Genomic DNA, 13495 nt, shown 5'->3' on the forward strand with positions numbered 1-13495 from the left:
GCCATTCCGTCACTTGTACTATCAAGCTTCTCAGGCTGTGGTGCCCTCATACAGCTCGACAGGCAGTACAATTTGCTGTGATTTCTCCTCAAATTCCCCTTCAATCTCCCGCAGCAGCAACGTTATGGCTGCATTTGCAATAGCTTCAATCGGCTGGCGTATGGTCGTCAGCTGTGGCATGAGCGAAGAAGTCACGGCGGTTCCATCATAACCGACAACTTTCAGATCCTCGGGAATAGATATACTGCGTCTACCGGCTTCGTAGATTACGGAGGCTGCAATCATATCATTACTCGCAAATATACCGTCTGCTTGAGGATGCTCATCCAAGGCTCGTCGTATCACAGCCAGTTGATCTTCGCGATCCAATGGCAGCTCCATCTCGTATGTATAATGCGGTAATCCGCGCTGCTGCATCATATCCTCAAATGCTTGCCGGCGGAGCTGGGCAGGCGTCTCCAATTCAGCTGGTCCATTAAAATGTAGGATGTATTCGCATCCACGCTCAATCAACCGCTGCGTTGCCAATCGGCCGCCCTCATAGTTGTCGGAGCTAACAACAGGAATAGTCTCGGACAAATAGCGGTCGATCGCCACTACAGCAAGATTGGTGCGTTTATAATTAAGTATCCCCCGGTTATGCGTCCCGACAATAATACCGTCTACCTGATTACGCATTAGCATTTCGGCGTATTGTTCTTCTTTATCGATCCGGTTCAGACTATTACATAGCAACACCTTAAGTCCATGTGCTGCACAAAGATTTTCAATATGAAAAGTCAGTTCCCCAAAAAAAGGATTAGCTGTTGTCGGCAAAATAAGTCCGATCAGATTAGTGCGTTTGTTAAACAGCGACCGTGCAATGTCATTAGGAAAATAATGAAGCTCCTCCATGGCACTGCGTACTTTCTGTTTTGTTGCTTCGCTGACGTATCCCCTATTGTTCATCATACGCGACACTGTTGTCGGCGAGACGCCGGCTAATTTTGCAACATCTTCCAGTTTGGCTTTCATGCGGCAGCCTCCCTTTTTCCTTTTAGTATACCATTTGCCAAAGGGCAAAAAAAGAAATCGTGCTCTTCCGACAAATATTCTGCCATTCAGGCAATTACAGTCGTTTCAAAACTCAGGCTCGCCGTTTAACATCATGATATATACCTGATTACATACATTGTGCAGTGAGGAGATTGACCATTTTGAATACTACGATCCGCAACCGGATTCTTAGAGGAATATGGGTACTGGTAGCCATTATCATTACGGCTATCGCTGTACGTTATTTGTTCCCACTGCTCTATCCCCTGCTGCTTGCCTGGCTGTTCGCCTATGCGATGAATCCACTGATTCGTGTATTGCAGCGCCGTCTGCGCTTTCCACGCTGGCTCGCGGTATCGGTATCGCTGCTGCTGTATTTTGGCGGATTACTTACTTTATTGTCACTACTGGTGACACGACTCGTGCAGGAGACCATTAATCTGACCAAAACGTTTAATGAGCATGTGGATAGCTGGCGGCAGATGTTGATCGGCTGGACGCAGAATGACCGGATTCAATCCATTACCGACGAAATCAGTACCTTTCTGCAGCAAAATCCTTATCAGGATACGATTAATGATAATCTGAATAAGACCACTCAGAGCGTATCGGGCGTAGTCAGCGGCATTGTGACCAGTCTACTCAATATGGTGCTTGATTTTCTAACTGCGCTGCCTAATTTCGCCTGGATTATTGTCGTGGTCGTCCTTTCTGCTTTCTTTATCAGTAATAGCTGGGAGCGGCATACCCGTATTGTCGCTGGCTGGTTTCCATCAAGTATCCGCCAACCTGCAACCGCGATCTGGAGCGATTTGCAAAAAGCCCTGTTCGGCTATATCAAAGCCCAATTTATCCTCATTTCCATTACTGGCATTATCGTGATTATCGGACTATTTATTCTTGATGTGGAGTCGGCTTTATTAATCGGGCTGTTGATCGGTATGGTAGATCTGCTGCCATATCTGGGTGTAGGCATCGTTATGATTCCATGGGCACTATACAACTTTATGAGCGGAGATCTGAAGCTGGGGATTGGTCTTAGCGTTCTATATGTCATTGTACTGATTGTCCGTCAGATGATGGAACCCAAAATACTCGCCAGCAATGTAGGGCTTGACCCGCTGGCTACGCTAATCAGCATGTTCGTCGGTCTGAAGCTATTCGGTGCTCTCGGACTGCTGATTGGTCCGGTCACTCTGGTGTTCGTATCGGCACTGAACCGCGCTAATGTATTTCGCGATCTGCGCAATTATATTGTCAACGGAAGAGTCCGGTAGGCAGGAATCGATCGTTACTGCTTCCGGTTGCTGCTTTCGGTTACTGCTCCATAATATACCGCGCTGCACTACCCTATAAGCAGAAATACACTTATTAGTCATCTATCCTTCTGCCCGCAGCATCTGCTGTCATCTTATACATCAAATAAAAAAGACTTCCTTTATGCCAAGGGAAGTCTTTTTCAGTGCTGACCGATTAGGGACGGTATATCGTAATTGAACCTTTTTTCATCCGCTTCTCAATCCATTTGAGCAGCAGATTCCGATATAGTGGACGAGTCAGCGGAAATACAATTGTAAAACCGATCACATCGAGTACAAAGCCTGGCAAAACGAGCATGATACCGCCGATAAACACACATAATCCATCCAGCATTTTACGGCCGGGCGGCTGATTGGCATTGATAAGGGCTTTGGTATCTTCGAGTACTTTGCGTCCTTCGAACCTCATCATGACAATGCCGATCAGCGAGGTCAATATGAGCAGAATCAGCGTATTCCAGCCGCCAATCCATTCAATCATCTGAAGAAAAATGTACCATTCCAGGAGCGGCACAATAATAATTAATGCAGCAATCCACTTTTTCAACCCGTACCTCTCCTCTCTATTGCAAAGACCGTACAAGTGAATCATACAGCTGCGGCAGAACTTTATCAAGCCGCACTGGCGTAAACTCCCTGCTTACCCATACATGCTTGGTAGAACCGCCTGTCAGCGGCTCTCCAGGCAGCTCTGCGCCATCAGGGAAGGTAATACGTGGTCCTACAGCCGAAGCATCACCTACTAGATTACAGTCCTCATCAGCAAGCAGATGAATTTTGTATTCATAATCAATCCGCAGCTTGGAGAAATTGACAATCCGCGTATACACAGCCACCCGATCATCATACCGCGCCGGGCGACCGTAACTCAGTGAAGCATCTATCAGAGGGAGCAGCACCCCTGCCGCTTCCATATCCCGGTACCGAAATCCTAGATCGCGGATCATTTCGGTCCGTCCCAGTTCGAACCAGTTCAAATAATTGGTGTGATAGACGACCCCCATCGGGTCATTCTCCTGATAACGTACCCGAAACGAAATTCCATGCCATTCACTTGGCAGCTGCAGTTGTTCTTTTGCCATTGCTCTCTTCCTCCACTCTTCTCTTTTGTCATTCCTCTGTATATTACGTTTATTTTTCTATATAGATACACAGCAAATCAGCAAAAAAAGCAATGGAAGACTCCACTGCTTTCTTTGCATCGTACTATATAAGCACTATGCCGGATTATTTCGCGGACATTTGTGCTACTTTGATAAGGTTTGTAGAACCGGATTTGCCCAGTGGGATACCAGCTGTGATAACAACCAGATCGCCTTCTTTGAGCAGACCGGAATCTTTACCACCCTGCAGGGCGATATCGAACAGTTCATCTGTAGAATGAGCTTCTGTGCCTTTAACCGGCAGTACGCCCCAAGTCAGAGCCAGACGACGCATCGTTTGTTCCTTAGTCGTTACCGCAATGATTGGTGCCTGCGGACGATATTTGGATACTACACGTGCAGTATGACCGGATTCGGTAGAAGAAATGATCGCTGTTGCATTCAGATCCATTGCGCAGCTAGCTACAGATTGGCTGATTGCTTCAGTTACTGTAGTTTGTTGTGCATGGCTTTGCTTCAGGAAGATTTCACGGTAATCCAGTGCAGATTCCGCTTTTTCTGCGATGCGGGACATCGTCAGTACGGATTCTACCGGATATTTACCAGCAGCTGTTTCGCCGGACAGCATGATTGCATCTGTTCCGTCGAAGATTGCATTGGCTACGTCACTCGCTTCCGCACGAGTCGGACGCGGGTTACGTTGCATGGAATCCAGCATTTGAGTTGCTGTGATAACCGGTTTGCCTGCACGATTACATTTTTCGATCATGCGTTTTTGTACCAGTGGTACTTCTTCGGCAGGAATTTCTACACCAAGGTCACCACGGGCTACCATCAGACCGTCGGATACTTCCAGGATTTCGTCCAGGTTGTCCACGCCCTGCTGGTTCTCGATTTTGGAGATGATTTGGATGTGCGGAGCACCTTTTTCTTCGAGCAATTTACGGATTTCCAGTACGTCACTTGCTTTACGTACGAAGGAAGCAGCGATGAAATCTACACCCTGCTCAATACCGAAGATAATATCGTTCGCATCTTTTTCAGTAATACCTGGCAGGGAAATATTCACGCCCGGTACGTTAACGCCTTTGCGGCCTTTGATTTGTCCACCGTTAACGATACGGCACTTGATTTCAGTACCCAGAACCTGTACTACGCTCAGACCAATCAGACCATCGTCGATCAGAATTGTGGAACCTACTTCCACATCTCCCGGCAGATCCTGGTAAGATACAGTCAGACGATGCTGGTCACCGAGGATTTCTTCGGTAGTCAGCGTGATGTACTCATCCTGAACCAGATCAATCGGCTCTTCTTTCAGTTTGCCGATACGGATCTCCGGACCTTTGGTATCCAGCAGGATTGCTACTGTTTTACCCAGTTCTTTGCTGGCTTGTTTGATGTTTTTGATACGGTTGCCGTGCTCTTCAAAGTCACCATGAGAGAAGTTCAGGCGGGATACATTCATACCTGCCATGATCAGTTTTTTCGTGTTCTCCAAGGACTCACTTGCCGGTCCAATCGTACATACAATTTTCGTTTTACGCATAATTGATTTCCTCCGTTTTCAAGGTCTCTCTATTTTCTTTTTCCAACATAGCCCATTGTTTGGTAACAACAAGCCCCAACAAACAAATTTACTACAAATTCTCGCTTTTGTATACAGCTTGTTGAAGAAGCCGGTCGGCGGAAGCTCCGGAATCTTCATAAGCCATCTTCGAGACTCTGTAGTAAATTATACGTTACTCTTGTAAATTACATATAAATTCCGCCGGAAACATTCCGAATTAATGATGTGGAGTGCGCGGAGCATCCTCATCTCCCGGCTGTTCTGCCAATGAAGAAAGATGTTTGATCGTATGATCTATCGGCTGCATGGACTCATCTGCTACCTTCTCGACTTTTCCCTGTTCGCTCTCGCTTGAACTTCCAAAGAAATTGCTGCTTACCCGTTTCTCCGCAAATTCACCGATCTTGCGGAATTTCTGATAACGCTGTTCGACCAGTGCATCGCCGTCCATGCCGGACAATTCCTGCAAATGAATCAGCAGATGCTCCTTGAGAGCGGCTCCAGTTGCTTCGTAATCCTTGTGGGCACCGCCACGAGGCTCGGGAACAATCCCTTCGATGATTTCCATTTGCAGCAGATCATCTGCCGTGATTTTCATCGCTTCGGCAGCCTGATCGGCTTTGGATGCATCTTTCCACAGGATGGAGGCTGCACCATTCGGTGAAATCGCCGAATAAATAGCATTTTCCATCATGAGTACACGGTTGCCTACACCGATCGCCAGCGCACCACCGCTTCCGCCTTCGCCAATGACTACGCAGATGACAGGCACACGCAATCTGGCCATTTCCCACAGGCTGCGGGCGATTGCTTCAGACTGACCGCGCTCTTCTGCTGTATTACCCGGATACGCACCCTTAGTATCAATAAATGTCACAATTGGACGTCCAAATTTCTCGGCCTGCTTCATCAGACGGATCGATTTACGGTAGCCTTCGGGGTGAGGACTACCGAAGAAGCGCGCGATATTATCTTTGGTATCCTTGCCGCGCTGATGACCGATAACCGTGACCGGCTGGCCTTCCAGACGCGCAAGTCCTCCAACGATTGCCAGATCATCACCGAACATGCGATCACCATGCAGTTCGATAAAGTCTGTAAAAATGAGCGGAATTAGATCCAGCGTCGTAGGACGCTGCTGATTCCGGGCCAGATGCATTTTCTGCGCCGGGCTGATATGTGTATAGATCTCGCTCTCCATCTGGCGGTAACGCTCTTCCAGACGGTTGATTTCATCAGCGAAATCGATTCCTTTTTCCTGACCGAACTGCTTCAGCTCGTCGATCTTTTTGCGCAATTCAACGAGAGGCATTTCAAAAGGCATCTCTCCTGCCACTTAAAATCCCCCTTTCCCGCTATGATAGTCCAATAGATCGGACAACATAGTCTTCATGTCTTTGCGATGAACAACCATATCCAGCTGTCCATGCTCCAGGTTGAACTCGGCTGTCTGGAAATTATCAGGCAGCTTCTGACGGATCGTCTGTTCAATAACGATACGTCCGGCGAACCCAAACAGCGCACCTGGTTCAGCGATAATCACATCGCCCAGTGTCGCAAAGCTCGCAGATACTCCGCCCATCGTCGGATCTGTGATGACGGATATGTACAGACCGCCGTTATCCTGGAAGCGCGACAGTGCCGCACTCGTCTTGGCCATCTGCATCAGACTGATAATACTCTCCTGCATACGGGCACCGCCGGATGTAGAGAACATGATCAGCGGCAGATTGCGCTCGTCCGCTGCTTCGATCGCACGGGTAATTTTCTCCCCGACAACTGAACCCATACTACCACTGAAAAAGTCAAAGCTCATCACCGCGAGCATCGCACGATGCCCTTCGATCACGCCTTCGCCTGTAATCACGGCATCACGCAGGCCGGAGTTCATTTTTTGCTGCTCCAGCTTTTTGGCATAACCCGGGAAGTTCAGCGGATCAATAGATTCCATACCGGCATCCATCTCCGTAAACTGACCTTCATCCACCGTCATAACGATTCGTTCAATCGCATTCAGGCGCATATGGTAGCCGCAATTGCTGCATACTTTCAGGTTCTTTTCCAGTTCTTTGCTGTAATGAATCGTGCCACATTTGCTACACTTATTCATCAGCCCTTCCGGAATTTCCCGTTTTGGGCGTTCCTGCGACGGCTCATCTGATGCGGACTCATTGCTCCAGCGCTGTGAAGGAATGGTCGCATATTTTTTCTTCTTCTGGAATAAATCTCTAAACACAACTACACCTCTTCAGACGTATACTTATTCCCCTGCTTATTGAATAAATCATCATTATTTATAACGAACACAAGCTGGACTTAGTGATTACAAAAAATAGGCATACTTAAGCCCACATCATGGGATAATGATACCATACCACATTTTTTTGCCGTAACAAAGAGCATAGACAATAAATCAATCCACCGGTCGATCATAACCGGTGGACCGCAGGGTGCTTTTTCACTTGACTTTTACTGTGCCTTCGCCAAGCATTTGTTCCATTTCCTGGAACAGGGCAGGCGACGGTTTGATCCGGTAGCTGTCGCTCAGATCCAGCAGTTTTTGACTTTCCTCGTAAAAAAGTACGGTGCCAAGCTGACCTGGATGACTGGAAAGCAGCTGCTTGAGCTGTTCCAGTCGCCCTGCCTGCTGGGCTTCACGAGTGATTTTGATATATACGGTTTGGCTTGGTTTGCCTGCATGGTTCTGCTCGGTAGCCGCTTTGCCGCTCGAAGAAGCTGGCGCCGAAGAAGTCGATGTCACAGTGGAAGATGCCTTTCCTGCTGCTGCCGGCTGTGTCTTGCTTTTCGCTACCGGTGACGGACGGCGTGCTGCTGGAGCACCTGTAGAAGTTTTGCTGCGCCGCTGGCGAGCCTTCTCTGCCATTTCTCCGGCTGCTGCCGGTGTCAATGGTACAGCTTCCTCGGCAAGCAGTTTGAATCCTTCTTCTTCCTGTTTCTGGAGTCTCCCTCGAATGACGAGCAGTACCCCTTTGTCCACAAGCTCATTATATTTGCGCCACACTTCAGGGAACATGACCACTTCGCACTTCTCGATCTGGTCTTCCATTTCCATAAAGGCCATGGATTTACCCTGTTTGGTTGTGATCGCTTTGAGTGAAACAACCATTCCTGCGACCGCCACCATACTGTCATCCTCGGCTTCATGCAGATTCATCAGCCGTGACAGGCCAGACTCTTCAATCGCTCGCTCATAATCATCCAGCGGATGACCAGACAAATACAGACCCAGCAGCTCGCGCTCGAACTCCAGCTGCTCTCCGGCTGTAAATGGCGGAATATCCGGGTAAGAGACTTCCCAGTTAGGCTTCTCTCCAAGATCGAAATCGAACATCTCGATCTGCAGTTCCTCGCGTTCCTTACGCCATTTCGCCGCTTCCTTGATCGTCTCATCCAGCATCTGCAGCAGCTGGGCGCGATGTCCTGGCAACGTGTCAAATGCTCCGGCCTGGATCAAGGATTCGATTACCCGCTTGTTGCAGGCTTTTGGGTCTACACGGCGACAGAAATCAACCAGACTATCAAATGGACGTTCTGCACGTTCCTTGATAATGCTGTTAATGGCCTGGGTACCGACATTTTTGACCGCGCCGAGTCCAAAGCGGATATGTCCGGTGATTTGTGCTGTTTCCGCTGCTTGTTCACCAGTCGAATTAGCTTCTACTTTATCCAGGTTGCTATCCGAATTTTCCTGGGATAGCTGCGCATGTCCCGTCACATCTTCAGCAGGATTCTCTCCTGACTGATGTGGTAAAGCCAAATCTTCCAGAACCGGCGTGAAAGTAATTCCGCTCGTATTCACATCTGGCGGCAGCACTTCGACACCGACACGCTGGCATTCCAGTACATATTCGGCTACTTTACGATGCGTTCCCATTACTGCCGTCAGCATGGAAGCAATAAATTGCACCGGATAATGAGCTTTGAGATAGGCGGTCTGGAAAGCCAGCACACCATAAGCCGTGGCATGTGCCCGCGGGAATCCATAATCGGCAAAACGCACGATCATGTCATAGACCGTATTGGCATCCTGCTCGGTATATCCTTGCTGCAGACTGCCCTGTACAAAGTGTTCTCGTTCCTGATCGAGCACTTCCCGCTTTTTCTTGGATACGGCTCGCCGCAGTAAATCCGCTTCCCCCAGCGAAAATCCTGCCATTGTGGAAGCAATCTGCATAATCTGTTCCTGATAGACGATAATGCCGTACGTATCCTGCAGGATCGGCTTCAGGTCATTATGTGGATATTCCGGTACAGAACGGCCGTGTTTGGCCTCAATGTAACGTGGAATAAAATCCATCGGACCCGGACGATACAGCGCATTGACCGAGACAATATCTTCAAATTCACTTGGCTTCAGATCACGCAGTACTCTGCGGATACCCGGGGATTCCAATTGAAATACCCCCATGGTATCGCCCTGGCTAAGCATCTGATAGGTATCGGGATCATCGAATGGAATCCGGTCAAAGTCAATCTTCTCACCCGTTTGCTCTTCCACCCACTCCAGACAACGCTCAATAATGGATAGCGTTCGCAGACCCAGGAAGTCCATTTTGAGCATACCGATAGCTTCCAGATTTTCCATCGTGTATTGTGTCAGCACCGCATGCTCACTGCCTTCCTGCAGAGGAACGACATCGGTCAATGGACCACTGGAAATAACAACGCCTGCCGCGTGTGTAGACGCATGACGTGGCATACCTTCGACCTTGAGTGCGGTATCGATCATCTCGCGCACAGGTGCGGATTTGACGTATCTTTCCTTTAATTCCGGTACCTGATCAAGTGCACGCTGAATCGTTACACCAATCTGTGCCGGAATCAGCTTGGCTGCTTTGTCGGTATCGGCATAAGGTACATTCAGTGCCCGTCCTACATCGCGTACCGCAGCCCGCGCAGCCAGTGTACCAAAGGTAATAATCTGCGCAACCCGGTCACGACCATATTTCTCCACCACATAATCAATCATTTCATCCCGGCGCAGATCGCTGAAATCAATATCGATATCAGGCATGGATACACGTGCCGGATTCAGAAAACGCTCAAACAACAGCTTGTATCGAATCGGATCTACATTCGTAATTTGCAGCACATAAGCAACCAGACTGCCGGCAGACGATCCCCGCCCCGGTCCGGTAGCGATTCCCTGGCGATGAGCATAATTCATGAAATCCCATACAATCAGGAAGTAATCGTCAAATCCCATATTGCCAATAACCGAGAGTTCATAAGCGAGCCGTTCATCCAGCACTCGGCGCTCCTCGGGATCATTCCATAGCTCGGTTCCTTCGTAGCGTCGTACCAGCCCTTCCTGACATAGCTGAGCCAGATAAGTTCCTGCATTCATGCCTTCCGACAGCGGATGATAAGCAGGCAGCAGCGAAGTACCAAAGGTAAGCTCCAAATGGCATTTATCTGCAATAACAGTAGTATTATCGATCGCTTCCGGTACATAGCGGAACAGTGCTTCCATTTGCTCTTCATTTTTGAGATAAAGCTGATTGGTCGGAATACGCAAACGGCTCTCATCTTCTACCGTCTTGCCGGTTCCGATACAGATCAGCACATCCTGCGTCTTGGCATCCTCTTCGGTCAGATAATGCACATCATTGGTCGCAACGAGCGGTATACTCAGTTCGCGTGCCAATTCGATCAGCAGTGGCGTGACCTTTTTCTGTTCGGCCAGACCATGATCCTGCAGTTCGATATAGAAGTCTTCTCCAAAAATCTGCTGATAACGCAAAGCTGCCTTTCTCGCTTCGTCGAGCTGTCCATGCAGCAGATGCTGCGGAATCTCCCCGCCCAGACAGGCGCTGAGGCAAATAATGCCTTCGTGATACTGCTGCAATGCTTCCGCATCAATACGCGGTTTATAGTGAAAACCTTCCAGATGGCCGACAGAGCAGAGCTTCATCAGATTCCGGTAGCCTGTTTCATTTTTGGCCAGCAGTAACAAGTGGTGAATCGGCTGGTCTTTGCGTGCTGCCTTTTCCTTGCGTGATCCGGCCGTGTAATACGCCTCGCAGCCAATAATCGGCTTAATACCATGCTGCAGGCATGCTTTGTAGAACGGGATGGCACCGTACATTACGCCATGATCCGTCAATGCCAGCGAAGTCATTCCTGCTGCCGCTGCACTGGCGACCAGATCCTGGATACGCGCAGCCCCGTCCAGCAGACTGTATTCACTATGCACATGCAAATGTACAAATGGGGTCATACGCTTCCCTGCTTTCCTTGTGTAATATCAGACAACTGATGAATCTATACTCTCATCTATACTATTTTATCATATTCAGCCTATAGACCGTCAGAGTTTGCAAAAAAATGAATGCGATGAACAGAGGTTACTATTCTTTTCTAAACTTCCCCGATCAGGTCACCGATAAATCTATCATTCAGAATAATAATCACTATTGATTAAATAGACAGGGGATATGAATTTATGAAAAAGCAGTTAATCCTGATGATGTGTCTGATAACGATCATCCCAATGATTGTATTCGGTGCATTCAGTCTGATCAGCACTACCCACAAAATTCAAAAAGATGCGTACAACATGAATGAGCAGAATGTTGAACTGGTACTTCAGAAAGCGCAAACACTGGTAAATACGGAACTCGCTATGCTGCAGCAGCTTGCCACCAATCCGGAATTCAAGGAATTCACTCCCGCTCAATTACCACAGGTCAAAAACCTGCTCGTCCAGACTTCCCAACTGCATCCGGAGCTGCAAACCATCGTATTCAGCAATAAGGATGGCCAGCAGCTCGCCAAAAATACCGATGCCGATCTTGATAATGTCAGCGACCGTGATTATTTCAAACAGCTGATCTCCACCCAAAAGCAGGTCGTCTCCGATGTCCTCGTGAGTAAATCCACTGGCAAAAAAATCATTAATATCGTTTATCCTGTTTTTGATAACACTAATACATTGACAGGTATGATTCAGTGTTCGCTGCCACTCGACAGCATGAGCACCTACGCCAAGGAATTTTCCATTAATGGACAGACAGCTTACATCGCTGATCGTACAGGAGTTATTCTGGCTCATCCTGTCGCCGCTTCGCTTGATACAGATATCAAATCCACTCCATCCTTTCAACAGGGCGCTGCCGGTCAATCAGGCACTCTAACCTATGGAGAAGGAAATGATAAGAAGCTCGTTTCTTATGTACCTGATCCGGTAACTGGCTGGACGGTCTTCAGTGAAAAGTCATATAACCTCATCATGGAAGACTATTATACCCTGCTCTATAACAGCATTATTATTCTTGCTGTTTCACTACTGGTTGCTATTGCTGCCGGATATATTTTCTCTACCCGTCTGACACGTCCGATTATGCAGCTGGTAGAAGTCACCCGTGCTGTAGCAGATGGCGATCTGACATCTACCTGGACTATCCGCTCCAAAAATGAAGTGGGGGCCCTGTCCGATGCACTCGCACAGATGACCGGTAATTTGCGGGATATCGTCTCTCATCTCAAGGATACTTCTCTTCATCTGGCCTCTTCTTCCGAAGAACTCACAGCGAGCGCTGGCGAGACCTCTTATGCCTCTCAGCATATTGCCGAGTCCATTCAGGAAATGGCAGCCGGTTCTGATCGACAGGCCGAACATGTGAATTATACTTCTTCCACGGTTCATCAGATGGCTGATGGAATACAGAATATCGCCGGTAGCGCCCAGGAAGTCGCATCTACGGCTGTCCTGACTTCTACCAAAGTCACGGAAGGAGACGAAGCGCTCCGGGCTGCCGGTCATGAAATCACCAAACTGAAATCCATTTTTGGCGAACTATCCGGTTCGGTAGGTAATCTGGATAAAAATTCCCAGACTATCAATCAAATTGTCAGTGTTATTGCCCAGATTGCCAAACAGACCAATCTGTTATCCCTGAATGCAGGTATCGAAGCCGCTCGTGCAGGTGAACATGGCAAAGGATTCAGCGTGGTCGCCAAAGAAATCAGCAATCTGGCAGACGAAGCTTCCTCTTCGGCTAGTCAGATCAGCAACCTGATCGACAGCATCCAAAAAGAAATTCATACCGTTGTCAACAAAACAGAAGCAGGCTCCCAGGAAGTCGAGCAAAGTATCCAGGCAGTAGATACCGCCGGTCAATCTTTTGGATTGATTCGCCAGTATGTACAGGAAGTCGCGCAGAGTATTCAAAGCGTCTCCTCTGCTTCATCCAATCTGTCCAGCGGTACCCAACAGGTGATCCAGTCGGTTAACCAGATGTCTGATATCACCAGCACTTCTGTAGGCGAGATTGAATCTGTATCTGCTGCTACCGAGCAGCAACTTGCCACTATGGAAGAAATTGCTGCTTCTTCTGCGGTGTTATCCAATGTCGCTCAGGAACTCAAAGTTATGGTTGAGAAGTTCAAAGTGTAATGACATGGCTATAAATATTTGCAGGAATCATACATTCTATTCCAGTCAA

Annotated in this window: 9 protein-coding genes; 2 read left to right on the forward strand and 7 right to left on the reverse strand. The window is 48.2% G+C overall.

Annotated elements, in window-relative coordinates; all coding sequences use genetic code 11:
* Positions 1-30: 30 nt before the first annotated feature.
* Positions 31-1014 (reverse strand): LacI family DNA-binding transcriptional regulator, encoded by a 984-nt coding sequence (locus WH46_RS00865; RefSeq protein WP_046225388.1) that lies wholly within the window; start codon positions 1012-1014, stop codon positions 31-33.
* A gap of 182 nt (positions 1015-1196) precedes the next feature.
* Here WH46_RS00865 and ytvI point away from each other — a divergent pair, with 182 nt between their 5' ends.
* A complete protein-coding gene (gene ytvI, locus WH46_RS00870) occupies positions 1197-2312 on the forward strand; it encodes a sporulation integral membrane protein YtvI (protein WP_046225389.1) in 1116 nt (371 codons plus the stop codon).
* Positions 2313-2508: 196 nt separating this feature from the next.
* Here the strand turns inward: ytvI and WH46_RS00875 are convergent, their stop codons facing one another.
* The 6 genes from WH46_RS00875 to WH46_RS00900 all read right to left on the reverse strand — a co-directional run bounded on the left by WH46_RS00875 (position 2509) and on the right by WH46_RS00900 (position 11268).
* Positions 2509-2901, reverse strand: coding sequence for an FxsA family protein (locus tag WH46_RS00875; protein WP_017811237.1), 393 nt, complete (start codon positions 2899-2901; stop codon positions 2509-2511).
* A 16-nt stretch (positions 2902-2917) separates the two neighbouring features.
* Positions 2918-3436 carry an acyl-CoA thioesterase gene (locus tag WH46_RS00880; protein ID WP_046225390.1) on the reverse strand — a complete coding sequence of 173 codons (519 nt, stop codon included), beginning with the start codon at positions 3434-3436 and terminating at the stop codon, positions 2918-2920.
* Positions 3437-3581: 145 nt separating this feature from the next.
* Positions 3582-5006, reverse strand: coding sequence for a pyruvate kinase (pyk, locus tag WH46_RS00885; RefSeq protein WP_046225391.1), 1425 nt, complete (start codon positions 5004-5006; stop codon positions 3582-3584).
* 238 nt (positions 5007-5244) lie between these two features.
* Positions 5245-6363: an acetyl-CoA carboxylase carboxyltransferase subunit alpha gene (locus tag WH46_RS00890; protein WP_046225392.1), complete on the reverse strand. Its 1119-nt coding sequence runs from the start codon at positions 6361-6363 to the stop codon at positions 5245-5247.
* Complete coding sequence (gene accD / locus WH46_RS00895; protein WP_017811241.1) at positions 6364-7263, reverse strand: acetyl-CoA carboxylase, carboxyltransferase subunit beta; 900 nt, start codon at positions 7261-7263, stop codon at positions 6364-6366.
* Positions 7264-7485: 222 nt separating this feature from the next.
* On the reverse strand, positions 7486-11268 hold the full coding sequence (locus WH46_RS00900; RefSeq protein WP_046225393.1) for a DNA polymerase III subunit alpha: 3783 nt from the start codon (positions 11266-11268) through the stop codon (positions 7486-7488).
* A gap of 225 nt (positions 11269-11493) precedes the next feature.
* Here WH46_RS00900 and WH46_RS00905 point away from each other — a divergent pair, with 225 nt between their 5' ends.
* On the forward strand, positions 11494-13446 hold the full coding sequence (locus tag WH46_RS00905) for a methyl-accepting chemotaxis protein (protein WP_046225394.1): 1953 nt from the start codon (positions 11494-11496) through the stop codon (positions 13444-13446).
* The last annotated feature ends 49 nt before the right edge of the window (positions 13447-13495 follow it).

This window comes from Paenibacillus dauci (genome assembly GCF_000971985.1).
Lineage (GTDB): Bacteria > Bacillota > Bacilli > Paenibacillales > Paenibacillaceae > Saccharibacillus > Saccharibacillus dauci.